This window comes from Burkholderia sp. SCN-KJ, assembly GCF_024656005.1.
In the GTDB taxonomy this organism is placed as follows: Bacteria; Pseudomonadota; Gammaproteobacteria; order Burkholderiales; family Burkholderiaceae; genus Burkholderia.
Genome location: NZ_JANKOG010000002.1, coordinates 158,853 through 185,653 on the forward strand (window position 1 = coordinate 158,853; position 26,801 = coordinate 185,653).

25 protein-coding genes are annotated in these 26,801 nt (G+C 68.6%); 16 read left to right on the forward strand and 9 right to left on the reverse strand.

The genetic code is table 11. The features are described from left to right. Window positions 1–94: 94 nt before the first annotated feature. A complete protein-coding gene (locus tag NQV17_RS04040) occupies window positions 95–2,320 on the forward strand; it encodes an amylo-alpha-1,6-glucosidase (protein WP_257769098.1) in 2,226 nt (741 codons plus the stop codon). A 100-nt stretch (window positions 2,321–2,420) separates the two neighbouring features. After that, complete coding sequence (locus NQV17_RS04045) at window positions 2,421–2,675, forward strand: hypothetical protein (RefSeq protein WP_044847902.1); 255 nt, start codon at window positions 2,421–2,423, stop codon at window positions 2,673–2,675. Window positions 2,676–3,169: 494 nt separating this feature from the next. Here the strand turns inward: NQV17_RS04045 and penR are convergent, their stop codons facing one another. Further along, window positions 3,170–4,060, reverse strand: a complete 891-nt coding sequence (gene penR, locus NQV17_RS04050; protein ID WP_257769102.1) for a beta-lactamase transcriptional regulator PenR — start codon at window positions 4,058–4,060, stop codon at window positions 3,170–3,172. Between the two features lie 116 nt (window positions 4,061–4,176). On the opposite strand from penR, the gene blaPEN-bcc reads away from it, so the two are divergent. Beyond that, window positions 4,177–5,070, forward strand: a complete 894-nt coding sequence (blaPEN-bcc, locus tag NQV17_RS04055) for a PEN family class A beta-lactamase, Bcc-type (protein ID WP_257769104.1) — start codon at window positions 4,177–4,179, stop codon at window positions 5,068–5,070. 520 nt (window positions 5,071–5,590) lie between these two features. Here blaPEN-bcc and NQV17_RS04060 read toward each other — a convergent pair. The 3 genes from NQV17_RS04060 to NQV17_RS04070 form a co-directional block, all read right to left on the reverse strand. Then, complete coding sequence (locus NQV17_RS04060) at window positions 5,591–5,791, reverse strand: DUF805 domain-containing protein (protein ID WP_257769106.1); 201 nt, start codon at window positions 5,789–5,791, stop codon at window positions 5,591–5,593. Between the two features lie 859 nt (window positions 5,792–6,650). Further along, window positions 6,651–8,027, reverse strand: coding sequence for an ATP-binding protein (locus NQV17_RS04065; protein ID WP_257769108.1), 1,377 nt, complete (start codon window positions 8,025–8,027; stop codon window positions 6,651–6,653). Beyond that, on the reverse strand, window positions 8,024–8,686 hold the full coding sequence (locus NQV17_RS04070; RefSeq protein ID WP_044847907.1) for a response regulator: 663 nt from the start codon (window positions 8,684–8,686) through the stop codon (window positions 8,024–8,026). Before NQV17_RS04070 ends, NQV17_RS04065 begins: the two co-directional genes overlap by 4 nt. Before the next feature lie 227 nt (window positions 8,687–8,913). On the opposite strand from NQV17_RS04070, the gene NQV17_RS04075 reads away from it, so the two are divergent. From NQV17_RS04075 to NQV17_RS04100, 6 genes are all read left to right on the forward strand, one after another. Further along, window positions 8,914–9,267: a YgiW/YdeI family stress tolerance OB fold protein gene (locus NQV17_RS04075; RefSeq protein WP_044847908.1), complete on the forward strand. Its 354-nt coding sequence runs from the start codon at window positions 8,914–8,916 to the stop codon at window positions 9,265–9,267. A gap of 71 nt (window positions 9,268–9,338) precedes the next feature. Then, window positions 9,339–10,199, forward strand: coding sequence for a MurR/RpiR family transcriptional regulator (locus NQV17_RS04080; RefSeq protein ID WP_044847909.1), 861 nt, complete (start codon window positions 9,339–9,341; stop codon window positions 10,197–10,199). Window positions 10,200–10,258: 59 nt separating this feature from the next. Then, window positions 10,259–10,399 (forward strand): hypothetical protein, encoded by a 141-nt coding sequence (locus NQV17_RS04085; RefSeq protein ID WP_374692672.1) that lies wholly within the window; start codon window positions 10,259–10,261, stop codon window positions 10,397–10,399. Between the two features lie 84 nt (window positions 10,400–10,483). Next, entirely contained in the window at window positions 10,484–11,341 is an 858-nt protein-coding gene (locus NQV17_RS04090; RefSeq protein WP_257769113.1) for an oxaloacetate decarboxylase, read from the forward strand. A 337-nt stretch (window positions 11,342–11,678) separates the two neighbouring features. Then, the gene (locus NQV17_RS04095; protein ID WP_257769115.1) at window positions 11,679–11,945 is read left to right on the forward strand and encodes a YodC family protein; all 267 of its coding nucleotides are present in this window, start codon (window positions 11,679–11,681) and stop codon (window positions 11,943–11,945) included. Window positions 11,946–12,114: 169 nt separating this feature from the next. After that, a complete protein-coding gene (locus NQV17_RS04100) occupies window positions 12,115–13,281 on the forward strand; it encodes a cytochrome P450 (RefSeq protein WP_257769117.1) in 1,167 nt (388 codons plus the stop codon). A gap of 21 nt (window positions 13,282–13,302) precedes the next feature. Here NQV17_RS04100 and NQV17_RS04105 read toward each other — a convergent pair whose 3' ends face one another. After that, window positions 13,303–13,629 carry a superinfection immunity protein gene (locus NQV17_RS04105; protein ID WP_257769119.1) on the reverse strand — a complete coding sequence of 109 codons (327 nt, stop codon included), beginning with the start codon at window positions 13,627–13,629 and terminating at the stop codon, window positions 13,303–13,305. Between the two features lie 90 nt (window positions 13,630–13,719). Further along, window positions 13,720–14,139 (reverse strand): rhodanese-like domain-containing protein, encoded by a 420-nt coding sequence (locus NQV17_RS04110; RefSeq protein ID WP_257769121.1) that lies wholly within the window; start codon window positions 14,137–14,139, stop codon window positions 13,720–13,722. Window positions 14,140–14,250: 111 nt separating this feature from the next. Here NQV17_RS04110 and ftrA point away from each other — a divergent pair, with 111 nt between their 5' ends. Both ftrA and NQV17_RS04120 read left to right on the forward strand, forming a co-directional pair. After that, the gene (ftrA, locus tag NQV17_RS04115) at window positions 14,251–15,225 is read left to right on the forward strand and encodes a transcriptional regulator FtrA (protein WP_257769123.1); all 975 of its coding nucleotides are present in this window, start codon (window positions 14,251–14,253) and stop codon (window positions 15,223–15,225) included. Window positions 15,226–15,374: 149 nt separating this feature from the next. Next, the gene (locus NQV17_RS04120) at window positions 15,375–16,118 is read left to right on the forward strand and encodes a hypothetical protein (RefSeq protein WP_257769125.1); all 744 of its coding nucleotides are present in this window, start codon (window positions 15,375–15,377) and stop codon (window positions 16,116–16,118) included. Between the two features lie 67 nt (window positions 16,119–16,185). Here NQV17_RS04120 and NQV17_RS04125 read toward each other — a convergent pair whose 3' ends face one another. Continuing rightward, window positions 16,186–18,525: an Orn/Lys/Arg decarboxylase N-terminal domain-containing protein gene (locus NQV17_RS04125; protein WP_257769126.1), complete on the reverse strand. Its 2,340-nt coding sequence runs from the start codon at window positions 18,523–18,525 to the stop codon at window positions 16,186–16,188. A 3-nt stretch (window positions 18,526–18,528) separates the two neighbouring features. Continuing rightward, a complete protein-coding gene (gene adiC / locus NQV17_RS04130; RefSeq protein WP_044847919.1) occupies window positions 18,529–20,061 on the reverse strand; it encodes an arginine/agmatine antiporter in 1,533 nt (510 codons plus the stop codon). 428 nt (window positions 20,062–20,489) lie between these two features. On the opposite strand from adiC, the gene NQV17_RS04135 reads away from it, so the two are divergent. The 5 genes from NQV17_RS04135 to NQV17_RS04155 all read left to right on the forward strand — a co-directional run bounded on the left by NQV17_RS04135 (window position 20,490) and on the right by NQV17_RS04155 (window position 25,720). Next, complete coding sequence (locus NQV17_RS04135; RefSeq protein ID WP_257769127.1) at window positions 20,490–21,560, forward strand: nitronate monooxygenase family protein; 1,071 nt, start codon at window positions 20,490–20,492, stop codon at window positions 21,558–21,560. A gap of 126 nt (window positions 21,561–21,686) precedes the next feature. Beyond that, window positions 21,687–23,141 carry a M20 family metallopeptidase gene (locus NQV17_RS04140; RefSeq protein ID WP_044847921.1) on the forward strand — a complete coding sequence of 485 codons (1,455 nt, stop codon included), beginning with the start codon at window positions 21,687–21,689 and terminating at the stop codon, window positions 23,139–23,141. Between the two features lie 60 nt (window positions 23,142–23,201). After that, window positions 23,202–24,311 carry a malate/lactate/ureidoglycolate dehydrogenase gene (locus NQV17_RS04145; protein ID WP_257769128.1) on the forward strand — a complete coding sequence of 370 codons (1,110 nt, stop codon included), beginning with the start codon at window positions 23,202–23,204 and terminating at the stop codon, window positions 24,309–24,311. Then, complete coding sequence (locus tag NQV17_RS04150; protein ID WP_257769129.1) at window positions 24,308–24,841, forward strand: TfoX/Sxy family protein; 534 nt, start codon at window positions 24,308–24,310, stop codon at window positions 24,839–24,841. Before NQV17_RS04145 ends, NQV17_RS04150 begins: the two co-directional genes overlap by 4 nt. 300 nt (window positions 24,842–25,141) lie before the next feature. Continuing rightward, window positions 25,142–25,720 carry an NnrU family protein gene (locus NQV17_RS04155; RefSeq protein ID WP_257769130.1) on the forward strand — a complete coding sequence of 193 codons (579 nt, stop codon included), beginning with the start codon at window positions 25,142–25,144 and terminating at the stop codon, window positions 25,718–25,720. A 184-nt stretch (window positions 25,721–25,904) separates the two neighbouring features. On the opposite strand, the gene NQV17_RS04160 is transcribed toward NQV17_RS04155, so the two are convergent. After that, window positions 25,905–26,642, reverse strand: a complete 738-nt coding sequence (locus tag NQV17_RS04160) for a sulfite exporter TauE/SafE family protein (protein WP_124485404.1) — start codon at window positions 26,640–26,642, stop codon at window positions 25,905–25,907. Between the last annotated feature and the right edge of the window lie 159 nt (window positions 26,643–26,801).

Consider the following 26,801-nt stretch of genomic DNA (forward strand, 5'->3'; position numbering starts at 1 on the left):
TCTTTTTCGGCGCTGCGCGCGTCCCCCGTTCTGGCCTATCCTGTGCGAAACACGCGACGCGCGCCGCGCGTTGCGCCTCGACACAGGAGCATCGATGCCGAATCACGCCGAAGCCACCACGACGCAGGCGCCGCAAGTCGCGCCCGTCCCCCCGACCCAGGCGACAGGCCCCGCATTCATCGCGCCCGAAGCCGATCCGCAGGCGCTCGCACGCAACAACCAGTACGTGCTGAAATCCGGCGACGCGTTCGTCGTCAGCGACGCGCTCGGCGACGTCGGCGGCCACGACGACGGCCTGTTCGTCGACGACATGCGCGTGCTGTCGACCTGGCGCCTGACGTTCGGCGGCCGCGCGCCGTCGCTGCTGTCGGGCGCGACGAGCGCGGACAACGCGTCGTTCACCGCGCACCTGACGAACCGCCCGCTGCCGCCGCTCGGCGGACGCGAGACGCCCGAGGGCGTGATCCACATCGAACGGATGCGCGTGCTCGCGGGCGACGTGCTGTACGAAGCGCTGACGCTGACCAACTATGGCGCGAGCGAGGCCGAGGTGCCGCTGTCGCTGTCGTTCGCGGCGGATTTCAAGGACATGTTCGAAGTGCGCGGCACGCCGCGCCCGAAGCGCGGCACGGTGGTTGCGCCGCGCGTCGACGGCGGGGCGGTGCGGCTGCGCTACGACGGCCTCGACAAGGTCGAGCGCAACGTGACCGTGCATTTCTCGCCGGCGCCCGACGCGTTGTCGGTCGATCGTGCCGATTACACGCTGACGATCGCCGCGCAGGCGTGCGTGTCGATCTACCTGACCGTCGACGCGACGCTCGGCCGCGCGCACGACGGTGAAGGCCCGGGATGCGGGCGCGTCGCGCTGCGCACCGCGCTCGTCGGCGTGCATCGCGAGATGCGCTCGCGCCGCGAATCGATGGCGCGCGTGCACACCGGCAATCCGCTGTTCGATGCATGGCTCGACCGGTCGCTCGCGGATCTCGGGCTGCTCACGACGCAGCTCGATACCGGGCCGTATCCGTATGCGGGCATTCCGTGGTTCTCGACGCCGTTCGGCCGCGACGCGGTGATCACGTCGCTGCAGATGCTGTGGCTGCAGCCGTCGCTCGCGCGCGGCGTGCTGCGCTTTCTCGCGGAGCACCAGGCGCGCGAGACGTCTGCGTTTCGCGATGCGGAGCCCGGCAAGATCATGCACGAGTTCCGCCGCAGCGAGATGGCCGCGACGGGCGAGGTGCCGTTCGCGCTGTATTACGGCGGCGTCGACACGACCCCGCTGTTCATCGTGCTCGCGGGCGCGTACGTCGAACACACCGGCGACGATGCGCTGATCGACGAGCTGTGGCCCGCGCTCGAGCGCGCCGCGCAGTGGGTGACCGACAAGTGCGACCGCAATCCGTACGGGCTGCTCGATTACCAGCGCACGTCGGAGCGCGGTCTCGCGAACCAGGGCTGGAAGGACAGCCACGATTCGGTGTTTCATGCGGACGGCCGTTTTCCCGACGGCCCGATCGCGCTCGTCGAAGTGCAGGCGTATGCGTGCGCGGCGCTCGATGCGATGTCGATGTGCTCGCACCGGCGCGGCCACGCGGCCGACGCGACCCGCTATGCGCTGCGCGCGAAGGCGCTGCGCGACCAGGTCGAGACGCTGTTCTGGATGCCGGACGGCCAGTTCTACGGGATCGCGCTCGACGGTCACGGCGACCTGTGCCGCGTGCTGGCGTCGAACGCGGGCCATCTGCTCGCGTTCGGCCTGCCCGACGCCGAGCGCGGCGCGGCGGTCGCCGGCGTGCTCGGCTCGACGCTGTTCCAGACGGGCTGGGGCGTGCGCACGCTCGCGGCCGGCCAGCCGCGCTTCAACCCGATGGCCTATCACAACGGCTCGGTGTGGCCGCACGACAATGCGCTGATCGCGCGCGGGCTCGCGCGCTACGGCGACAAGACGGCCGCGGTGAACCTGCTGCGCGCGCTGTTCGAAGCCGCGGTCAGCTTCGAGATGCGGCTGCCGGAGCTGTTCTGCGGGTTCCCGCGCCGGCGCGGCGAGCCGCCGACCGCCTATCCGGTCGCGTGCCTGCCGCAGGCGTGGGCGGCCGGTGCGCCGTTCATGATGCTGCAGGCGTGTCTCGGCGTGAGCGTCGACGCGGCACGCCACGAGGTGCGGGTCGAGCGCCCGGCGCTGCCCGAAGGTGTCGACTGGCTGCGCATCGACGAACTGCGCGTCGGCGACGAAACGGTATCGCTGACGTTCCGGCGCGTCGACGGCCAGGTGATCGCGTCGGCGGAGCAGCCGGGGCGGGTGAAGGTGGTCGCGGTGCTGTAGCGCATGCGGCTGCACGGACGTTGCGCGATGTCGTGCCACGTCCGCACGCAGCGGCATAGAATCGTGACATGACCCTTGAACGATGGCGGAGGCACCTACGATGACGACCGACAACCGGCCCGACGACGGCGAGCAGAAGAAGCTCGAGAACCTGGAAGCGGCGGTCGACCACCTGCACAAGTCGATCGAGTCGCAGAGCATCGCGGCTGGCGCGGCGAAGGGCATCCTGTTCAGCCTGATCGAAACGCTCGGCGCGCTGATCGGCGATCCCGACCTGCCCGAACATGCGCGCTCCGGGTACGAGGCGCTGCGCGACAAGGCGAGCGAATTGCGCCGCGGGCTCGACCGGCATTGACGAAGCGGCAGCCGGCGTCGGCCGCGTGGCCCGCGCCGGCGCTGCCCAATCCTGCACGGCGCGCACAAAACCCCGTGCGCTCAATGAGTTAGCCGGCCGGTGCGCAGGATATCCACAAGCTTGCCAACACAATCTGTGGAGAACCGGCCGGCCCCCGACCGGCCGCGCAAGCGGCGCCGCGAGGCCGCACACGATGACGCGTCATTGACCTGTCTGGCCCGATCTACTGAATCCCCTTTTGTATCAGGATGTTACGCGTCACATTGGTGGAATATCCACAGGCTTGCCAACAAAATCTGTGGATAAGTCTGACGTGATTGCTTCCTGATGGTTGACGATCCGGCGCGCGGCGGCCGCGGCGTCGAAGCCTTTGCGCACGGGCTGCCCGCTGCGTGCATCGGCGCGATAATTCGTGCGCGATCAACGGGTTAGGCCTCGGGTACCCAGGATATCCACATCCTTGCCAACACAATCTGTGGACAAGCAGGGCCGCATCATTCGACCGGCGCAGTGTCGGCCGCCTCCGCGACGATCCAGTCGCGAAACAGCGTCATCGCCGGCGTGAGCGGCTTCGACTTCAGCGACGTGAGCCAGTAGCCGCCCGCACGCACGTCGATGTCGAACGGCCGCGCCAGCAGCCCGAGCTGCAGTTCGCGCGCGAACATGCAGGCTGGCGCGAGCGCGATGCCGGCGCCCTGCATCGCGGCCTCGACCATCAGCCGCGACGAATCGAACACGGGCCCGTTCACCGCCCACGGTTCGAGCGGCGCGGCATCGAACCAGCCGAGCCATTCGTCGGTGCGGTACGAGCGCAGCAGCGTTTCGTTCGCGAGATCGGCCGGCCGCGCGAGGCGCCGCGCGATCTCCGGCGCGCACAGCGCGGTGAGCGGGGCGTCGAGCAGCCGCTCGTTGCGCGTCGCCGGCCAGTTGCCTTCCCCGAAGCGGATCGCGAAATCGAGACCCTCGGCCGCGAGGTCGACGACGTTGTTGTGGGTCCGCAGCCGCAGCTCGACGAACGGGTGCGTGTCGCCGAAGCGCTTCAGCCGTGGCATTAGCCAGCCTATGGCAAAGGTGCCGACCGCGCCGAGCGTCAGCACTTCGTGGAAGCGCCCGCCGTCGAACTGCTTGAGCACGGTTTCGATCCGGCTGAATGCGTCGCTGAGCACCGGCAACAGCGCGCGCCCTTCGTCGGTGAGCCCGAGGCCGCGTGGCAAGCGGGTGAACAGCGCACAGCCGAGCCGCTCCTCGAGCGAGCGCACCTGCTGGCTCACGGCCGCCTGGGTCACGCTCAGCTCGAGGCCGGCGCGCGTGAAGTTCAGGTGGCGCGCCGACGATTCGAACGCGCGCAACGCATTGAGCGGAAGATGAGGGCGGAGCTTAGTCATAAGAATTTCTTTTGTCAGCGCTCAATTATCGTTGCTTGTCAGGCAACCGTAAAGTCACGATAGTGCTGTCTCGCCGGCCGGCCATTCTGCCTCCACTCCACCACGAGAGACACCCCATGACCTACTCATCGCAACGTCGAACCCTGCTGCTGGCCGCCGCGACGGCGCCGCTCGTCCTGACCGTCAGCGCGTGCGCGTCGCCGCCGGCTGCCGCGCAGGACGTTTCGTCCGCGACGTCGTTTGCCGCGCTCGAGCGCGCGGCGGGCGGCCGTCTCGGCGTGTGCGCGATCGACACCGCGGGCGGCCGGCGCGCGCAGCATCGCGCGGACGAGCGCTTCCCGTTCTGCAGCACGTTCAAGGCGATGCTGAGTGCGGCGGTGCTCGCGCAGAGCGTCGAGCGTCCGGGGCTGCTGCAGCAGCGCGTGGCCGTTGCGCAGTCCGATCTCGTGAACTATTCGCCGGTGTCGGGCAAGCATGTCGGCACCGGGATGACCGTCGCCGAGTTGTGCGAGGCGGCGATCCAGTACAGCGACAACTCGGCCGCGAACCTGGCGATGAAGCTGATCGGCGGGCCGGCGGCGGTGACCGCGTTTGCACGTTCGATCGGCGACGACACGTTCCGGCTCGATCGCTGGGAGACCGAACTGAACACCGCGTTGCCGGGCGACCTGCGCGACACGACGACGCCGGCCGCGATGGCCGCGAGCCTGCGCGTGCTCACGCTCGGCGACGCGCTGCCGCCCGCGCAGCGTGCGCAGCTCGTCGCGTGGCTGCGCGGCAACAAGGTCGGCGACAAGCGGATTCGCGTGGGCGTGCCGGCCGGGTGGCAGGTGGCCGACAAGACCGGCACCGGCGACTACGGGACGACGAACGACGCGGGCGTGATCTGGCCGCCGTCGCGTGCGCCGATCGTGCTGGCCGTGTATTACACGCAGGCGCGTGCCGATGCGAAGGCGAAGGACGACGTGATCGCGGCCGCCGCGCGCATCGCGGTCGCGACGTTCGCGTGAGCGGGCGGCGCGGCGTGCGTTCATCGATGAACGGATGGATCGATGAAGCGATGTGTCGATGAATGCACGCCGTGCCGCAGTCGTGACCGGCATGTCGAAACGTTGTGCGATCAACGACTTAGGTCACGCATGCTCAGGATATCCACATCCTTGCCAACAAAAATTGTGGACAAGCCCGCCCGCGGCCGCGTTCATCGCGCAGCGGGCGCGGCGCGGGCGTGCGTCAGGCTTGCCTGCCCGGTTCGAAGCGGCACGGACAAAACCTTTCGGATCAAGTGCTTGTGCGTGGTATGCGCAGGCTATCCACACGCTTGCCAACAAAATCTGTGGACAAGCGGCGTGGCTCGCGCGACATGCGGTCCGTCGCGTCGCGCGACGATGCGTGAACGGCACATCGCGTGGCCGCGTGCCCGATTCGAAGCGGCGCGGATAAAGTCTTACGGATCAAGCGCTTGATCGCGGTATGCGCAGGCTATCCACATGCTTGCCAACACAATCTGTGGACAAGCCCGCCCGATGTTCAGCCATGCCGATCGTCGATCGAGGGCCAGCGCGCGAACGCGAACACCCACAGCATGATGAAGTTCAGGACCGGGACGAACATCGTCAGGATCCACCAGCCTGAATGCCCGGTACGCCGAACGATGCGGACATACGGATAGACGACGATCGCGACGAGCACGAGCGAGACGATCAACTGCCCTGCGGTGAAGTGTTCCATGGTCTTCCTCGGAATGATGTGTCGTTGTCCGATGCGGGCGCAACGGCCGGCACCGTGGTGCCGCTGCGTGAAGTCTCGCGATGCGTGGCGCGTGCGGCTCGTGTGATCGTGACGCGTGGCAGGTGCGGGCGTCAAGCGGCGGGCAGGGTGCCGCTGTTGCGCCGGATCGTCCGTCTGCGCGCGCGGGCGAACCGCGTGCTGCCGCAACGGTGACGCGGCGCATGAATCATTGGCCGATCAACGGGTTAGCCGATGCTTGCGCAGGATATCCACAAGCTTGCCAACAAAATCTGTGGGTAAGTGCTGCGACGATCGCATCGCACATCATTGGGGCATCGACGTGGCATCGTGATGCGAAGTGCGGCGAACCGGCGCGTGTGACGGCCCGGCGCGCGCCGCGTCTGCATCACGCGTGCCAAAGTCCGTCGGATCAACGGCTTAGCGTTGCGGTGCGCAGGATATCCACAAGCTTGCCAACATTTTCTGTGGAGAAGTCCGCGTGGTGATCGCGCGGCGCGGCACATCGTGCAAACCGCCTCGTCTGCCGGATCCACCGTGAAGATGTTGAGGAGCACGACGGGTTGCGCGTCGACGCCGAACTGTTGCCGGATCGGGAAGTTCGGGTCCATCGATTCGAAATGTGGCATTGGGCGCCCCTGCAAGTAGTGCGGCGACGACTCGGAGGGAAGGGATCGGTACGCGATGTCGCGTCGAGGCGAGCGCCTGCTCGACGCGGGTTGGCGCATTCGCTGCGCACGAGCGCCAAACCCTTTCGGATCAATGGTTTGCTGCCGTTAGCGGCCGGTTGTCCACAAGCTTGCCAACACAATCTGTGGAAAAGCCGCCCGTCGGGCATCTGTCAGGCCGGCGCCGGAAAGCGCACCGTCACGGTCAGCCCGCGCCCGCCTTGCGTCGTGCCGAGCGCGACGGTTGCGCGATGCTGTTCGGCGATCCGCTTGACGATCGACAGCCCGAGCCCGCTGCCCGACGCCGTGACCGCCTGCGCGCCTTCGCCGCGATAGAAGCGCTCCCACACGTCCGTGCGCTCGGCTTCCGGAATGCCGGGGCCGTCGTCGGCGACTTCGAGCACGGGCGTCGCGCCGTCGAGACGCGCGGACACGTCGACGCGCGCGCCTGCGCCCGCGTAGCGGATCGCGTTGTCGACGAGGTTGTTCAGCAGCACGCGCAACGTGTCGATGTTGCCGGCGGCCATCACCGGCGACGACACGATCGCGCCGAGGTCGATGCGGTGTGCATCCGCGACGCGCGTGCGATCGGCGACCACCGAGCGGCACAGCGCGGCGAGATCGATGGGCGCGGAGGCCGCGGCGGACGCCGGCGCGTCGGGTTCGAGGCGCGCGAGCGTCAGCAATTGTTCGGCGAGGTGGCCGAGGCGTGTCGTGCCGGCATGGATCTGCGCGAGGATCTGCTCGCGTTCGTCGGCCGTCGACGCGCGCCGCAGCAATTGCGACTGGATCGACAGCCCCATGATCGGCGTGCGCAATTCGTGCGCGGCATCGGCGATGAAGTGCCGCTGCAGCGTGAACGAGCGGTCGAGCCGCGCGAGCAGGTCGTTGATCGCTTCGGCGAGCGGGCGGACTTCGTTCGGCATCGACGCGACGTCGACCGGCTCGAGATTGTTCGCATTCCTGCGCTTCAGGCCGGCCGCGATCGTGCGCAGCGGCCGCAGCCCCGCGCCGATGCCGAACCACAGCCCGATCGCGAGCACCGGCAGCATCGAGAACACCGGCCACAGCAGGTGCACCGCGATGCCCGCGATCGCTTCCCAGCGCGCGTGGCGCGCCTGCGCGAGCCGGATCGTCGTGCCGCCGCGTTCGGTCACGTAGGTGCGCCACGGCTGGCCGCCGACGTCGACGCTGCCGATGCCCGTCTGCGCGGGCGGCGGCAGCGCGGACTTGCGATCGGTCGAATACACCAGCGTGCCGTTGCGCCAGACCTGCAGCAGCACGGCGTCGGGGTCACCGGCCTCGAATTCGTGCTTGCCGTCGCGATGGTTGCTGAACGACAGTTCGCCGTTCGGGCCGACGACGATCTGCTTCGACATGCTGCGCATCTGGTCGTCGAGGAGATCGTCGAGCTCGCGCAGTGCGCCCCAGTAGGTGCCCGCGCTTGCGACCAGCCCGATCACGCACGCGGCCGGCAGCAGCCACGTCAACAGGCGCCGCCGCAGCGATGCGCTGCGCCAGCGCGCGATCGCGTGTTGCAGACGCATCATGCGGCGTCACCGATCCGGTAGCCGACGCCGCGCACCGTGCGGATCATGTCGTGGCCGAGCTTCTTGCGCAGGTTGTGGATGTGCACCTGCACCGCGTTGCTCTCGATTTCCTCGCCCCAGCTGTACAACCGTTCCTCGAACTGTTCGCGCGAGATCACGGCGCCGGGGTCGCGCATCAGTTCGTGCAGCAGCACGAACTCCTTCGGCGACAGCGTGACTTCTTCGTCGTTGAGCCAGACCAGGTGCTTGACCGGATCGAGCCGCAGCGGGCCGATCGCGAGCGTCGTCTGCGCGCGCCCCGCATGGCGGCGATTGACCGCGCGAATGCGGGCGAGCAGTTCCTCGAGCACGAACGGCTTGACGAGGTAGTCGTCGGCACCGCTGTCGAGGCCGGCGATGCGGTCCGGCACGCCGTCGCGCGCGGTGATGATGATCGCGGGCAGGGTTTCGTCGCGGCGGCGCAGCGACGCGAGCACCGACAGGCCGTCGCGGTTCGGCAGCCCGAGGTCGAGCAGCAGCAGGCCGTAGCCGGTCGAGCGCAGCGCGAGCGTCGCGGCGTCGCCGTCCTTGACCCAGTCGACCGCGAAGCCTTCCTGTTTGAGGCCCTGTTCGAGCCCGCTGCCGATCAGCGGATCGTCCTCGACGAGCAGTACGCGCATGGATTCGTGTCTGTTGGCGGGCGCGGGCGCCCCGGGGTTCCCATGATAAGCGCTGGTGTCTTAGGCGGAGCTTAAACACGGGCGCCCGCGTGCGTTCGCGCACCGGAACGTTGCGACGGCATGCCGCGGCGCAGGGCCTTCAGCTTTGCTTAATCTTACGGTCCGTAATCTGAGGCCGTCGCGTTCAACGGAGCGCGGCGCACTCGAAAAAATGGAGGAACGAGATCATGAAACACCTGACGAGAATCCTGGCGGTCGCGCTTGCCGTGCTGCCCGCCGCCGTCTACGCGCAATACACGGGGCCGTCCGCGCTGACCACGACGACCGTGAAGGAACTGCTCGCGAACGGCAAGGACGACCAGCACGTGCAGTTGCAGGGGCGCATCGTCAAGCATGCCGGCGGCGAGGACTACGAGTTCGCCGATGCGACGGGCACGATCCGCGTCGAGATCGACCACAAGCTGTGGGCGGCCGGCCAGCCCGTCAGCGACAAGAACGAAGTGAAGCTGACCGGCGAGTTCGAGCGCAAGTGGTCGGGCAAGGTGAAGGTCGACGCCGATCACGTCGAAGTGCTGCGCTGACCGGTGCACCCGTGCACCGGTGCGCACGGGGCCGGTGATACCATGGACGACCGGTTCCCGTTCTCACCAAGATGGCTGCCAATTTCGATGAACTCGCGTCCCGGATCCGGGCGCAATTTTCCGAACTGAGCCCGCAATTCCAGGCGGGCGCTGCATTTCTGCTCGATCATCCCGACGAGGTCGCCACCTCGTCGATGCGCAAGGTCGCGCAGCGCGCGCAGGTTCAACCCGCATCGCTCGTGCGGCTCGCGCAGCAATTCGGTTTCCCCGGCTGGAACGAGCTGCGCGACCTGTGCGTCGCGCGCGTGCGCACGCGTCCCGAGCCGCTCACGCAGCGTGCGCGTTCGCTCGTGCGGCCCGATGCGAAGGCGTCGCTCGCGCACGACCTGCTCGCCGCACAGCAGCACAATCTTGCCGCCACCGCCGCACAAAACGGGCACGCGCTCGCGGACGCCGCGAAGCTGATCCGCAAGGCGTCGCACGTGCATGTCGCGGGGTTCCGGTCGTGCTATCCGGTTGCGTTCGGTTTCGTGTACGGCTACCGGCTGTTCCGGCCGACCGTGTCGTTGCTCAACGGTGTCGCCGGTTCGCTCGAGATGGAGTTGCGCACGATCGCGAAGCAGAGCGTGACCGTGATCATCAGTTTCGCGCCGTATTCGGCGGAAGCGACGCGCGTCGCGCAGGCGGCGAAAGCGCAGGGCAGCAGGATCGTCGCGATCACCGACAGCGCGGTGTCGCCGATCGCGCTGCATGCGGACGCGCAGCTGATCTTCACGCACGACAGCCCGTCGTTCTTTCCGTCGCTGGTCGCCGCGCATGCGATGGCCGAGGCGCTGGTCGCGCAGTTGCTGGCGCTCGAAGGCAGCGATGCGATCACGGCGCTCGAGCGCACGGAAGCGGAACTGCATGCGAAGGGCGCGTATGTCGTGTAGCCGCACACACGGCTTCCACTGTCTTCCGCTCCCGTTTTCTCCTTGATCCGACGTAACCGATGACGTTCACCTACGACGTGACCGACGCCGGCGACGTGAACGGCCGCAAGCAGATCGCGGCGCCACTCGTCCGGTTCAACGAAAGCCAGGCCGGCCCGACCGACTTCCGGCCGCACACCGCGCCGCGCGCGCGGCCCTGACATCCGCATCGATATTTCATCGCGACCTGAACCGTCGCGTACCGCGCGCGCGTATGCTGGCGTCTCCATTCCGAGGAGACATCAATGTCCGATTCCAACGTGCAGTTCCGCCAGGCCGAAACCTTCCGTGCGCTGCACACGCGCCCCGGCGCCTTCATCATCCCGAACCCGTGGGATGCCGGGTCCGCCCGGCTGCTCGCGATGGCCGGCTTCGAATCGCTCGCCACCACGAGCGCCGGTTTCGCGTTTTCGAGAGGGCGGCCCGACAACGCGATCGGCCGTGACGAAATGCTCGCCCACATCGCCGAGATCGTCGCGGCGGGCGGACTGCCGGTCAGCGCCGATCTCGAGAACGGCTTCGGCGACGCGCCCGACACGGTCGCCGAGACGATCCGCCTGGCGGCCGGCGCCGGCGCGGTGGGCGGCTCGATCGAGGATGCGACCGGCCGCGCCGATGCACCGATCTATCCGTACGACGCGGCGGTCGAGCGCATCGCGGCGGCGGTCGACGCGGCGCGCGCGCTGCCGTTTCCGTTCACGCTGACCGCGCGCTGCGAGAACTACCTGCACGGCCGCCACGACCTCGCCGACACGATCGCGCGGCTGGTCGCGTACCGCGACGCGGGCGCCGACGTGCTGTACGCGCCGGGCGTGACCGATCCCGACGACATCGCGGCGCTCACGCGCGCGGTCGGCGCGCCGGTCAACGTCGTGATGGGGCTGCAGGGCGGGTTGCTGAGCCTCGAAGCGCTCGCGGCGCTCGGCGTGAAGCGCGTCAGCGTCGGCGGCGCGCTGGCGCGGGCCGCATTCGGCGCGTTCCTGCGCGCCGCGACGGAAATGGCGCGCGACGGCACGTTCACGTTCACGCAGGCGGCGGTGCCGGGGCGCGACCTCAATCGCTGGTTTTCGGCGCCGGACAATTCGCCCGTTCAGTTCGAATAATAAGGGCCGGTAAAAGGTGGGAACGTTTCCAGCCGAAAATCGATTGACGGTAATCAATCGAAACCGCTGCCGATTTGAAGTTCGATGACGGCGCGAAAACCATCGACTATTCTCCGTATTCCGGCTGTTTGACCAGAATCGACGCGCAAGCCGCGCCGGTTCTGGTGTCAGAAGCCCGTCGCGCGAACCGGTGCCGCGTATTGTTGCGATTTTCCGGTCGACGTTTTTTTGATATTCGGTAGTTGCCGGTTATTTATTGGATTGGTAATCTGCCGCATATCCGAATGACCTGCCAGCGGGCCGCCGGAAAATGAATATATAAAAAATCGAGAGAGCGATGATGATCCGAGAAAATCACCGCAGTGGCGTTCGCGTCGGCGATGTCGTGACGCTGAAAACCGGCGGGCCGCGCATGACCGTCACCTACGCGGGGCCGGTCGTGTTCGACGATGCCGACTGGCTGATCTGCCAGTGGTTCGACGACAGCGGCCACTTCCGGCAGGAAATGTTTCATCACGAAACGGTGGTGCCCGAACCGCGCGCGATTTCCGCCGGGCGTGTCCGCGTGCGCATGCAGGGGCACCGTTACCGGTCGGCAGCCTGACGCCGCATCCCCGTATCCCCGGATCCCCGAGTCCGTTACGGCGCGGCGCCGCGTGCCGCCCGTGTGCTGCTGCGTCGCAGCAGCCTGCCACGGCGGCACCGCCGCGACATCCACGACATTTCACGTCAACCCGAAACATGCGGCGGCCCGGCGCGCCGATACTGCACGCATGAACCCGACCCATCCGATTGCCGCGGTCACGCACCGCGATCCCTACCCGTATTACGCGACGCTCGTCGACGGGCCGCCGCTTGCGTTCGACGCCTCGCTCGGCCTGTGGGTCGCGAGCCGGGCGGCGAGCGTGACGGCCGTGCTCGGCCACCCGGCGTGCCGCGTCAGGCCGCTCGATGCGCCGGTACCGCCCGCGTTGCGCGGGTCGACGGCGGGTGCGCTGTTCGGCGAACTGGTGCGCATGAACGACGGCGCATTGCGGCACGACGTGCCGAAGCAGGCGCTGCGCGCGGCGTTCGCGCCGATCGATGCGAACGCGTTGCGCGAACGGGCCGCCCAACTCGCCGGCAGCCGGCTGCGCGCGCCGTATGACGCCGATGCATTGAACGCGTGGTGCCTGACGGTGCCCGTTTGCGCGGTCGCCGATCTGCTCGGCTTCGACAGCGCGCAACTCGACGATATCGCCGCGCTGGTCGTCGACTTCGTCGCCGCGCTGTCGCCGCTGTCGGACGACGCCGCGCTGGCCCGCGCGAGCGAAGCCGCGCGGCAACTGCTCGACCGCATGACGGAACGCGTCGCGCGCACGCATGCGCAGGACGGTTCACTCGTCGCCGCGGTTCAGCAGGCGGCCGGCGCCGCGGGCTGGCACGCGAGCGGCGCGCTGGTCGCGAATCTGGTAGGGTTGCTGTCGCAGACGTGCGAGGCGACGGCCGCGTGGCTCGGCAACGTGCTGGTCGCATGGGACGGCACGGACGACGAACGCGCGATGCCGGATACGGCCGCCCTCGACGCATTCGTCGCCGAGGTCGGCCGATTCGATGCGCCGGTGCAGAACACGCGCCGCTTCGTCGCGTCGCGCACGACGATCGACGGCATGACCGTCGATGCCGGTGCGGCCATCCTGGTCGTGCTCGCGGCGGCGAACCGCGATCCGGCCGTGCATCGCGAGCCGCACCGATTGCTGCCGGGCCGCGCGCCGGGGCCGAACTTCGGGTTCGGCACGGGGCCGCACGGCTGTCCGGGCGAGCGGATCGCGCGGGCGGTCACGGCGGGGGCGTTCGGGGCGTGGTTGCGCGCGGGCGGTGACGCGCCGCGCGACAGGCTGGTGTGGGACTACCGGGCCTCGACCAATGTCAGGATACCGAAGTTCGGCGCGGCGAGGTAGGCGGAACGGCGGGGCTGCTGCCTAGCGGCAACCTTGCTTCTCGGCCCATTGTTGCTGGGCGGCGACGCGGCGCTGCACGCGTTCGACGAGACCGGTCGAGAAGGTCCGCATGCTGATGCCGCGGCGCTTCGCGAGGATGGTTTGCGCGACGTCGGTCTGCGGGTTCGGCTGGCATGCCCAGTACAGCGTCATCAGCCAGCCGATGCCCGTCCACGCGAACAGCGCGTTGAACATCGCGATCATCAGCTTGTCGTGCCGGCTGCGCCGATCGGCGACGATGGCCGGAAGAAAATAGAGTGCGATCGCTGCGACCGAACCGGCCACCTGAATCAGGACTGCGTGTTCCATGTTGCTGCTCCATCCGAACTGCAATGAGGCCGATTGTCGCGCTTTTTCCGTTCGTGTGCCGGCAATTGATTGTTGCGTTTTCAATAACGATCAGCGCATGACGACGCACTCCGGCGGCACTTCGTTGCTCAATGCGAAACCTTCGTCGAGCCAGCCCGTGACGCCGCCGATCATCAACTTCACCGGGCGGCCGAGGCGCGCGAGCCGGATCGCCGCGCGCGCGGCGCCGTTGCAGTGCGGGCCCGCGCAGTAGACGACGAACAGCGTGTCGGCCGGATGGTCGGCGAGCTTGCCGGCGACGATCTTGCGGTGCGGCAGATTGCGCGCGCCGGGCACGTGGCCGGCGGCGAACTGCTCGGGACTCCGGACGTCGAGCAGCACGAAATCCGGCGCGCCGGACGCAAGTGCATCGTGGACGTCCCAGCAATCGGTCTCGAAGCGCAGCGATGCTTCGAAGTGCGCAAGGGCGGTGGCGCTGTCGGCGGGGGGGACGTCGGTGACGTATGACATGAAAGGCGCTCCTGAAGGACGGCGCGGGATGCGCCGGAATGCAGGGCAGTATCGCGGTTCGGCGGCCGTCGCGGCAGTGGCGCGATCGACAAGTTCCGGTAACATCGCGCCATGCACAATCATCTCGTCGTCGCGCTCGCCTACGATCGCCTCTGCACCTTCGAGTTCGGCTGCGTGGTCGAACTGTTCGCGCTCGAACGCCCGGAACTCGGCGTCGACTGGTATCGCTTCGCGGTCTGCGCGAGCGAGCCCGGGCCCGTGCGCGCGGCGGGCGGCATCACGGTCGCCGCGCCGTACCGGCTCGCGATGCTCGATCGCGCGGACACCATCGTGATTCCCGGCTGGCGCGATCCGGACGAGCTGCCGCCGGAGCCGCTGCTGAAGAAGCTGCGTGCCGCGCATCGTCGCGGCGCGCGGCTCTGTTCGATCTGCTCGGGCGTGTTCGTGCTCGCGGCGGCCGGCGTGCTCGACGGGCTCACCGTGACCACGCACTGGCGCTACGCCGAGCGCCTGCAGGCGCGCTATCCGGCGCTGCGCGTGAATCCCGATGCGCTGTACGTCGACGAAGGGCAGATCGTCACGTCTGCCGGCTCGGCGGCGGGGCTCGACATGCTGCTGCATCTCGTGCGCCGCGATCACGGCGGCGCGATCGCGAACCGCGTCGCGCAGCGCCTCGTGCTGCCGCCGCATCGCGACGGCGGCCAGGCGCAGTTCGTGCCGCGCCCGGTCGCGCCGGGCGGCAGCGACCGGCTCGCGAAGCTGATCGACTGGATGCGCGCGCATGCGGCCGAGCCGCACACGCTCGCGTCGCTGGCCGCGCAGGCCGCGATGAGCACGCGCACGCTGCAGCGGCAGTTCGCGGATGCAACGGGGATGTCGCCGCTCGCATGGCTGATCCGCGAGCGCGTGAACGTCGCGAAGGACATGCTCGAAGCGCATCCCGGGCTGTCGCTCGCGCAGATTGCCGCGCGCGCGGGGTTCGGTTCCGAGGAATCGTTGCGCCGGCATTTCCGGCGCGTCGCGGCGACGAGCCCCGCCGCGTACCGGCGCGGGATGGATCGCGGTATGAGGTCCGCGGACGCGTGAGCGTCGCGTCTTTTCGCGCAGCGGCGGCACCGGTCCGTCGTTTGCTTCTTGTCGACTTCGAGCACGCGTAAGATGGCGATCGCCGTGCGGCGACCGTAGATGCGGCGCCGCCATTCCCGCTCGCAACGACAACGACAAGGACAATCATCATGGGCCTGCTGGGCAAGCTGTTCGGAAAGAAAACGCGTGACGAAGCGGCAGCGCCTGCGCGTTCCGCGCACGACGCACGCGGAGCGTCGGAAGCAACGGAAGGATCCGGCGATACGAACGAACAAGGCGGCCCCGACATCGCGCCGGAACTCGCGCCCGCGCTGAGGGCATTCCAGGCCGGCCGGCACGAGGATGCGATCGCGGCCGCCGCGCCGCACGTGGAGCGGCTGGCCGACGCGGCGCGCCTGTGCGCGCTGTCGTACTCGGCGATGAGCCGTTACCGGGAAGAGTTCCCGTACTGGCTCGCGCTGTTCGACCACGAGCCGAGCGCGCACAACGCGGTGCAGCTCGCGACGACGTCGGTGATGTGCGACGAAGTGGAGCGCGGCGAAGCGTGGATGCAGAAGGCCGCCGAGGTCAATCACGACACGCACGAGCAATCCGACGTCGCCGCGCGCGTGAACTTCATTTCGGCGCTGATGCAAGGCGGCCACCTGCGCGAGGCGCTGCCGCATCTCGCGTGGGTGCGCGACGTGTACGGCCACGTGCGGATCACCGATTCGACCTTCCTCTACATGCGCGACATTCCGTTCTTTTCGTCGTTCCTGGAGAACAGTCTCGAGATCCTGAAGGCCACGCAGCCGGCCGACGCGATCGCGCCGTGGTACGGCGAACTGAAGGGCAAGCTCGACGAAGAAGGCGAAGCGCAGCTTGCCGCGTGGGTTAATCAGTTACCGGCATGACCGGCCGGTTAATCGCGCGTCGCGACGCCGGCCGCGTCCTGCCGGCGCGGCGTCGCGGCGCGCATGCTCAGCGCGTGTTGGTGTCGCGCGCGGTTCGCTTGATGCACGCGATCCGGTACACGCCGTCCTCGACTTCGACGCCATGCGTGTCGTGCGTGAAGCCGGGGAAGCGCAGGTCGTACTGCTCGAGCGCCTTCAGGTAGCCGAGCAGCGGGCCGTCGGCCGGCCCCGCGTTCTCGCCGGGCATCAGCAGCGGAATGCCGGGCGGATAGGGCACCACGCCCGTCGCGACGGTGCGGCCCGCCATCTCGGCGAGTTCCAGCATCTCGATGTCGTTGTGCACGAGATGCTCGTACGCCTCGGCCGGGCTGAAGTCGGGCTGCGGCAGCGTCGAGAAGCCGCGCGACATCATCTCGGTCGTCTTCAGGTCGCTCATCGCGCTGAACATCAGGTCGCACAGGTCGCGCAGGCCGAGCGTGCCGTAGCGGTCCGGATAGCGCGCGACCAGCTCCGGCAGCGCCTGTTCGAGCGGCGCGTTCGCGTCGTAGTCGCGCTTGAAGTCGAGCAGCGTGTTGACGAGCGTGCCCCACTTGCCCTTCGTCACGCCGAGCGAGAACAGGAACAGGATCGTGAAGTCGGTCGTCTTCTCGACGACGATCCCGTGCCGGTCCAGGTACGCGGTGACGACCGACGCCGGAATGCCGACCGGCATCAGCCCGCCATGCGGCGCGACGCCCGGCGTGACGATCGACACCTTGATCGGATCGAGCATGCAGTAATCGTCCTCGATCTCGCCGAAGCCGTGCCATGTGTCGCCCGGATGCAGCACCCAGCATGACGGATCGGTGGCGAGCAGCGTCTCGTCCGCTTCATGGAAGCGCACGCGCCGGCCCGTCTTGCGATCGACCACGGTGTCCGGCTGCCAGCCGTTGAAGAACCAGTCGTCGTTCTCCTCGCATTCCGCATGCAGCCGAGCGAGCATCCGGCGGAACGACACGGCCTCGCGGATCGCGTCGGTGGTCAGCGCCTCGCCGCCGGGGCCGTCCATCATCGCGGCGCTCACGTCGTTCGACGCGATGATCGCGTAGTTCGGCGACGTCGATGCATGCATCATGTACGCCTCGTTGAAGCGCGCGTGCTCGATCGGGTTGCGGCCGTTGCGGACATGGATGAACGACGCCTGCGACAGCGCGGCGAGCAGCTTGTGCGTCGACTGTGTCGCGAACACGGTCGGCTTGCTCGCGTCGTGCTGCGACGGATCGCCGTGCATCGCGTGGCGATCGCGGTAGATCGGGTTGAAGCGCGCGTAGCCGTACCACGCCTCGTCGAAATGCAGCCGGTCGACGCTCTGGCCGAGCAGTTCCTCGATGCGCGTGACGTTGTAGCAGAGGCCGTCGTACGTCGAGTTCGTGATCAGCGCATGCACGGGCGTCGGGTCGATGCCGTCGCGGCCGCGCACGAGCGGGTTCGCGTCGATCGCGAGACGCACGGCGGCGGCCGTGAGCCGTTCCGGCATGATCGGCCCGATGATCCCGTAATGGTTGCGCGACGGAATCAGGTAGGTCGGAATCGCGCCGGACATCGTCATCGCATGCTCGGCCGACTTGTGGCAGTTGCGATCGCACAGCGCGACCTGGTTGCGCGTGACGCTCGCCATCAGGATCACGCGGTTCGACATCGACGAGCCGTTCGTCACGTGATACGTGCGGTGCGCGCCGAACACGCGCGCCGCGTAGCGCTCGCTTTCGCCGATCGGGCCCGAGTGGTCGAGCAGCGAGCCGAGCTCGCCGACCGAGATCGACAGGTCCGAGCGGAACAGCGCTTCGCCGAAGAATTCGAAGTACGCGCGGCCGACCGGCGATTTCAGGAACGCGGTGCCGCCCGTGTGGCCCGGCGTGTGCCACGAGTATTCGTACACGCGCGAGAACTGCGCGAGCGCGCGGAACATCGGCGGCAGCACGGTTTCGCGGTAGCGTTCGATCGCGGCGACGATCCGCCCGCCGATGAACGCGGTCGTGTCCTCCAGCATCCAGATGAAGTCGTCGGCCTTGCGCATCGCGTCGACGGGAATCGCCGCCGCGCTCGCGCGGCTCGCGAGCAGGAACACCGGCACCGTCGCATTGCGCGCGCGCATCGCGTCGAGCACGGCCTGCGCGGGCGCATGAGCGGGATCGTTGCCGAGCTCCCAGTTGAGCAGCAGGCACTGGATCGCGGGATCGGCGTCGACCATCGCGCGTGCGTCTTCGGCTGAGGTCGCGATCACGACGTCGACGAGCCGCGTGCGCAATTCTTCGACGAGCGCGGTGGCCGCGCGTCCGGTGGCCGTGCGTTCGTCGATGTCGTGCTGCACGAGCAGCGCCTTCATGCCGAGGCGGCGGAACGCCGGTTGGGTCAAGGAAGCGGTCATGGGTCATTCCCCCGTTTGTTGAGTTGCCGGGATGCCTGCTGCGGCGGCCGGCGAGCGTGCGTGAAGGCGGGCGGCCTCGTGTTGGCCGACGGAGATCCAGAAGGCCGCGACGAGCGCGACGATGGTCACGCCGAGCGCGAGGTAGCGCACCCAGCGCGGCGAGCGGCCGCCCGGATGGACGTGGGTTTCCTCGATTTCGCGCTGGCGGTTGATCGACAGCTCGTAGAACACGATCGTCGCGATCACGAAGATCAGCGACCAGCGCGTCTGCTGGCCGTCGGAGCCGACCATCGCCCACAGCGCGTAGACGGCGCCGATCAGGCCGACGATCGTGTAGAAGGTGAACTGGTGCGACGGCATCTTGCCGTAGCCGAGCACCTTGATCGCGATGCACGAGTAGATGTACGGCAACAGCGTCATGATCACGGCGATCGACGCGATCTTGCCGAACTGCTCGCTCGCGCTCGGCGACATCGTCGCGAGCACCTGCACCGACATGATGACCGCGACGATCGCGAGGCCGGCCGACGGCACGTTCTTCGAGTTGACGCGGGCGAACACGCCGGCGAACAGGCCGTCGTCGGCCGCGGCCTTCGCGGTCTGGCCGACCAGCAGCGTCCAGCCCGCGAGCGAGCCGAGGCAGCCGAGCGCCGCGCAGATCGCGACCGCGTTCGCGGCGGTGTCGCCGAGCGCGAGGCGCGCGGCATCCGCGAACGGCGCGCTCGACGCGAGCAGCGCCTTGTTCGGGATCATCCCCATGATCACGGTCGAGCTGAGCACGTAGCAGACGGCCGCGAGCACGACGCCGCCGACGGTCGCGATCGGCACGTTGCGCGACGGGTTCTCGACGACGCCGGCCGACACCGACGCGCTCTCGACGCCGATGAACGCCCACAGCGTGAAGTTCAGCGTCGCGCCGATCGCGCTGAAGCTGCTCGCGCCCGACACGTTCCAGCCGGCGAAGTACACGTCCTTGCTGAACCAGAACCAGCCGAACACGGCCATCCCGAGGATCGGCACGAGCGCGAAGATCGTCGTGACCGACTGCACGCGGCCGACCACGTTCGGCCCGAGGATGTTCGCGTAGGTGAACAGCCAGATCACGAAGATCTGCGCGAGCGCGAACACGAGCGGGTCGTGCAGGACCGGGAAGAAGTGCGTGAGATAGCCGAGGCCGGCGACCGCGAGGCCGACGTTGCCGAGCACGTTCGCGAGCCAGTAGATCAGGTTGGTCTGGTAGCCGATGTACGGGCCGAAGGCCTTGCGCGCATACGCATACGGGCCGCCGGCGGCCGGGTCGATCGCCGCGAGCTTCGCGAACACCAGCGCGAGCGACACGGCGCCGACCACGGTGATCAGCCAGCCGAAGATCGCGATGCCGCCGGTGGCGGCGAGGTTCGCGGGCAGCATGAAGACGCCGGAGCCCATCATGTTGCCCGCGACCATCAGCGTGGCGGGGATGACGCCGATTTTCGGCGCGGCGGTCGCGGCTGGCGCGGCGGCGGAACGGGAGGAGGACGAGCTGGCATCGGACATGCGAGGCTCCTTGAATGGTCGTGATGCGGTTGAGGTGGCGCGGCCCGGCGCCGGTCGACGATTCCGGAATGGATCGTCGTTTTATTGAACGACAGCATCTTATCGCCTAATGAAGTTTAATAAGGGTAAGTGATGCCATTTAATATCTTGAATATTGATGTCGATCATTGAAAAGGGTGAAACGCTTTGGTGCGGCTGACGGTGGCTGCACCGGGACGAATGACCTGTCTGGGCCCTCCGGACGGTGGTTCCGGGGTGAAGGCGAGATGCGGGGCAGGTTGAACGGATAATCGATTTTTGCCGAACTGGTTAATTCAATTTACGGGCTGAATGAGTCGGCAAACCCTGATTGAATCAGTCGGTTATTATCGAGCGCTCGAAATGCGCTCGCCGGCGCCATTGAATACTTCTACCGAACGGTGATTCCGATGACGATGCTGCCTTCCCGCCTGCCGCTGATCCAGGCTCCGATGGTCGGTTCCCTGAGCCCGCTGACGATTGCGGTCTGCGAGGCGGGCGGGCTCGGCTCGCTCGCATGCGCGGCGCTCGGCCCGCAGCAGTTGCGCGACGAGATCGCGGCGATCCACGCACGCACGCCGGCGCCGTTCAACGTCAACTTCTTCTGTCATGCGCCGCCCGCGCCCGACGCCGAGGTCGACGCGCGCTGGCGCGCGGCGCTGGCCGGCTACTACGCGGAAGCCGGGCTCGATCCGGCCGACGTGAAGGGCGGCCCCGGTCGCGCGCCGTTCGACGACGCGATGTGCGCGGTCGTCGAGGAACTGCGCCCGGCCGTCGTGAGCTTCCATTTCGGTTTGCCGGACGAAGCGCTGCTCGAACGGGTGCGGCGCACGGGCGCGTTGATCGTCTCGTCCGCGACGACCGTCGAGGAAGCGCGCTGGCTCGATGCGCGCGGCGTCGATGCGATCGTCGCGCAGGGCGCCGAGGCGGGCGGGCATCGCGGGATGTTCCTGACCGACGACATCCACGCGCAGCCGGGCCTGTTCGCGCTGCTGCCGCAGATCGTCGATGCGGTGCGCGCGCCGGTGATCGCCGCCGGTGCGATCGCCGATGGCCGCGGCATCGCGGCCGCGTTCGCGCTCGGCGCACGCGCGGTGCAGATCGGCACCGGCTACCTGCTGACGCCGCAGGCCGGCCGCTCGGCGCAGCATCGCGCGGCGCTGCGAGCCGCACGCGACGACGGCACGCGCGTGACCAACCTCTACACGGGCCGCCCCGGACGCGGCCTGCTGACGCGCTTCATGCGCGAGCAGGGGCCGATGAGCGCGCTTGCGCCCGCGTTCCCGCTCGCGACGGCGGCGGTCGATCCGCTGCGCGGCGCGTTCGAGCGGCAGGGGCGCGACGATTTCTCGCTGCTGTGGTCGGGCGAGGCCGCGGCGCTCGCGCGGGAAGAGGATGCCGGGGCGCTGACCCGGCGGCTGTGGGACGACGCGCTCGCGTGCGCGGCGGGGTTGCGCGACGCATTCCCGCAGGCCGTTTGAGCGGGTGCGCGACGCGCTGCGGGAAACGGGCCCGAACGGGCCCTGAATACGGCACGGAAAGCGCCCCGGGGCGGGGCCATCGGCGTATCATCCGGTTTTTCGTCAGCCCTATCCAGGCACGCCACCATGACCTCCGTCGACACTACCCCCGTCCTCGACCATGACAAGCTCGTTACCTTCGTCGAGCGCAAGTGGAACGATGAAATCCTCCACGCACTGACCGACTACATCGCGATCCCCGCGAAGAGCCCCGCCTTCGACCCCGACTGGGCGAAGCGCGGCTATCTCGAACGGGTCGTCACCGATGCCGCGCAGTGGGCCGAACGCCAGCCGGTGAAAGGCCTGAAGCTCGAGATCGTGCGCTTGCCCGGCCGTACGCCGGTGATCTTCTTCGAAACCCCCGCAACCCGCTCGGGCAGCACCGACACGATCCTGCTGTACGGCCACCTCGACAAGCAGCCCGAATTCGACGGCTGGCGCGCGGACCTCGGCCCGTGGACGCCGAAGTTCGAGAACGGCAAGCTGTACGGCCGCGGCGGCGCGGACGACGGCTACGCGATCTACGCGAGCCTCGCCGCGCTCGGCGCGCTCGACGAGCAGGGCGTCGAACGCCCGCGCTGCGTCGGCCTGATCGAGACCTGCGAGGAGTCGGGCAGCTACGACCTGCTGCCGTACGTCGATGCGCTGCGCGACCGGCTCGGCCAGGTATCGCTCGTCGTGTGCCTCGATTCGGGCGCCGGCAACTACGACCAGATGTGGCTCACGACGTCGCTGCGCGGGCTGGTGTCCGGCGACCTGCAGGTCGAGGTGCTCGAGGAAGGCGTGCACTCGGGCGTGTTCGGCGGCATCGCGCCGTCGAGCTTCCGCGTGATGCGCCAGCTGTTCGAGCGCCTGGAAGACGCGAAGAACGGCAACCTGCTGCCGGGCGTGTTCCATTGCGAGATTCCCGACAGCCGCGTGCGCGAAGCCGACGCGGCCGCCGCGATCCTCGGCGACGCCGTATGGAAGGGGCTGCCGTGGGCATGCGGCGCGGACGGCAAGCCGGTGCTGCCGACCACCACCGATCCGCGCGAGGCGCTGCTGAATTCGACGTGGCGTCCGTCGCTGTCGGTGACGGGCGCGGCCGGCCTGCCGGCGCTCGCCGACGCGGGCAACGTGCTGCGTCCGCGCACCGCGTTCAAGCTGTCGCTGCGCCTGCCGCCGCTCGTCGATGCCGCTCAGGCCGTGCAGCAGCTGAAGGCACTGCTCGAACTCGATCCGCCGTACAACGCGAAGGTCACGTTCAAGCCGGATGCGGGCGCCGCGACCGGCTGGAGCGCGCCGGATCTCGCGCCGTGGCTCGCGTCGTCGCTCGACGCCGCGTCGCGCCGCCACTTCGGCGCGGACTGCGCGTACATGGGCCTCGGCGGCACGATCCCGCTGATGAACGTGCTGCAGGCCGGCTTCCCGTCCGCGCAGTTCATGGTGTGCGGCGTGCTCGGGCCGAAGTCGAATGCGCACGGCCCGAACGAGTTCCTGCACGTGCCGTACGCGAAGAAGCTGACCGCGGCGGTGGCGGACGTGATCGCGTCCGCGCGCTGAGCGTTCGCGCCGTCCGTCCCGACCCGACCGGATCCAACCCGACCTGACGGAGCCTTGCCGATGACCGCGTTGCCGACCCCCGATACCGACCCGCTGCGCATGCGCGCCGAACCGCTGCACGCGTTCGTCGCGGCACTGTGGGAGCGGGCCGGCAGCAGCGAGCGCGAGGCGCGGCTCGTCGCCGATCATCTGGTCGGCGCGAATCTGGCCGGTCACGATTCGCACGGGATCGGGATGATCCCGAACTACGTCGCGTCGTGGCGGGAAGGGCAGTTGCAGTTGAACGGGCACGCGTCGATCGTCCGCGACGGCGGCGCGGTGCTCACCATCGACGGCGGGCGCGGCTTCGGCCAGGTGATCGCATTCGAGGCGATGGTCGAAGGCATCGAGCGCGCGCGACGCATGGGCATCTGCGCGATCGGGCTGCGCGACGTCCATCACCTCGGCCGCATCGGGCACTGGGCCGAGCAGTGCGCGCGCTCGGGGCTCGTGTCGTTCCATTTCGTCAACGTGCCGGGCGACTTGCTCGTCGCGCCGCTGCACGGCACCGATGCGCGCTTCGGCACGAATCCGTTCTGCGCCGCGTATCCGCGCGCGGGGCGGCCGCCGCTGCTGCTCGATTTCGCGACGAGCGCGATCGCGTACGGCAAGACGCGGGTCGCGTACAACCAGGGCAAGCGCGTGCCGGCCGGGTCGCTGATCGATCATCGCGGCCAGCCGACCGACGATCCGGCCGTCATGCACGAGCAGCCGTTCGGCGCGCTGCTGCCGTTCGGGCTGCACAAGGGGTATGCGCTGGCCGCGATGTGCGAGATCTTCGGCGGCGCGCTGGTCGGCGGGCATACGACCTACGGCGACACGCTGCAGAAGACGAGCGCGATCGTCAACGGGATGCTGTCGGTGCTGATCGATCCGGACGCGTTCGATGCGGCCGATGCGCAGCGCGAAGCCGATGCGTTCGTCGCATGGGCGAAGGCGTCGCCGCAGGCGGGCGATGCGCCGGTGCGGATGCCCGGCGAGCCGGAGGCGGCGAGCCGCGCCGCACGCGGCGTGGACGGCATTCCGGTCGATCGCGCGACGTGGCGGCAGATCCGCGAGAGCGCGGCGGCCGTCGGCTTCGACGACGCGGAACTCGACGTGTGGACACAGCGCTGCACGGAGCCCGCATGAGCTGGCAATCGGAGAAGGCGCACGGCGAGGAGATCGCGTACCGGCTCGCGCCGCTCGGCAAGGTAGAGGTCGTGCGGTTCTTCAGCGGCGCCGCGATGCGGCTCGACGGCGTGATGTTCGGCTTCATGTCGCGCGGGTCGCTGTTCCTGCGCGTCGACGACGTGAACCGTCCCGCGTTCGTGGCGGCAGGGATGGGGCCGTTCTCGTATGAGCGCCCTACGCGCACCGTTGCGCTCGAGGGTTATTACGAAACGCCGGCCGACGTGCTCGAGGATGCGGGCGCGCTGTTCGACTGGTGCCGCGGCGCGTATCGGGCGGCGTTGCTGGCGGGGGCGCCGAAGCGCAAGGCGAAGGTGAAGGCGGCGCCGAAGCCGCCTGCGGAGCCGAAGACGGCAGCCGCGTCGACGCCGGCTGCGAAACGGAGTGCGAAGCCGTCTGCGAAAGCATCTGTGAAACCATCCGCGAAAGCGGCGCCGAAACCCGTTTCGAAACCGGCCACGAAATCCGTGGCGAAGCGCAAGCAACCGTAGCGTCGGCTGCCCATCGTCGCTGCGCCACGATTTACGTTGTCCTGAGTTTGCGACTCACGACTCATGAAGCGCGGGTAGAGGCGCCTGATTCCTGCCAACCGCACGGGATGTACGAAAGCATCAACCTTGCCGAACCGTGCGTGCGTCATGCTTCACAACGGCGGCTACGGCGTTTATGATCGGCGCGGATCGCGTCCACGTCTGGCGCGACCCGCGCCGGCCGTGTCGCCGGCTTCGCGAACGGCGCATCGAAAGCCGCGCGAATGATTCCCCACTCATCGTTCCAGACGGAGACAACCGATGCTCGTCCTGATTCTCGGTTTAGCGATCTTCCTCGGTGTGCATTCGATTCGGATCGTCGCGGACGGCTGGCGATCCGCGACCATCGAGCGGATCGGCGAGAAACGCTGGAAGGGCCCCTATGCGATCGCGTCGATCGTCGGCTTCGTGCTGATCATCTGGGGTTACGGGATCGCGCGCCAGGGCGGGACGCTGCTGTGGGTGTCGCCCGTCGGCGTTCGCCATCTCACCGGCATGCTGACCGCGATCGCGTTCGTGCTGATCGCCGCGTCCTACGTGCCGCGCAACCGCATCAAGACGCTCGTCGGCCATCCGATGGTGGCCGGCGTGATGGTATGGGCGATCGCGCACCTGCTCGCGAACGGCACGCTGCACGCGGTCGTGCTGTTCGGCGCATTCTTCGTGTGGTCGCTGGTCGATTTCGTCGTGTGGCGCGCGCGCGATCGCCGCAACGGCGTCCGCTATCCGGCCGGCAGCCTGTCGGGCGATGCCGTGACGATCGTCACCGGACTCGTCGTATGGGCCGTCTTCGCTTGGTTCCTGCACGGCCCGCTGATCGGCGTGCGGCCGTTCGGCTGAACGCGCGCACTGCACGCATTGACGAGCGCGGCGCGCAGGCCGCCCGCCGCGCCCGCGAATCCGCCGCGACATCGAGGCGGGCGCATCGCCCGCCGTCGCTCGGCGCACGGGGCGCCTGCCCATCGATGGCGAGTTCGTCGCGACCGACGGCATGCGTGTCGTCCGCGCGATCGGCGCGCGTGCGTCAGATCGGCTTGACGAACAGCCCCACGGTCAGCGCGGCGCCGATGCAGACGATCGCGATCCGCAGCACGCGTTCGTTCACGCGGTGCAGCGCCCACGCGCCGAGCAGGCCGCCGACGATCGCGCCGCCGCCGAGCGCGATCGCCGCCTGCCAGTGGAGGTGCGGCGAGGTCAGGAACAGCACGACCGCCGACGCGTTCATCACGCCCGCGAGTGCGTTCTTGGTCGACATCGCGTGACGCGGCGACAGGCCGGCCATCGTCAGCGCGGCCATCATCAGGAAGCCGATGCCGCCGCCGAAGTAGCCGCCGTAGATCGCGATCAGGAACTGCGAGATCGCGGCCGTGACGGGACCGACATGCTGCGTGCCGGCCCCGGTCTTGCGGAAGAAGCTGCCCCATGCGAACACGACCGTCGCGAACAGCACGAGCCACGGCACGAGGTGCGAGAAGATCGACGACGGGGTTTTCAGCAGCAGCAGCCCGCCGAGCGCGCCGCCGACCACGCTGATCGCGAACAGCGCGCGAAACGACAGCTTGCCCGCGCCGCGCACCATGTTCCGGCTGGCCCAGCCCGTCGTGACCTGGCCGGGAAACAGCGCGACCGTCGACGTGATGTTCGCCGCGAGCGGCGACATTCCCGACACGATCAGCGCGGGCAGCGTGACGAACGAGCCGCCGCCCGCGAGGGCGTTTTGCAGGCCGGCCCACAGGCCGGCGACGATGATGAGGGCGAGCATTGGTGCGGAAGCGGAAAAGTGGCGGGGCGCGCGGGTACGCGCGGCGGACGCCCGATGGTAATGCAGGATCGCGGCGGCGCAAAGCGGGCCGGCGCGCGGCGTTGCAGGTGCGCGCGGGCGCGGGCGATCGACATGGGGCGTTGCGTCGGGCATGACGCT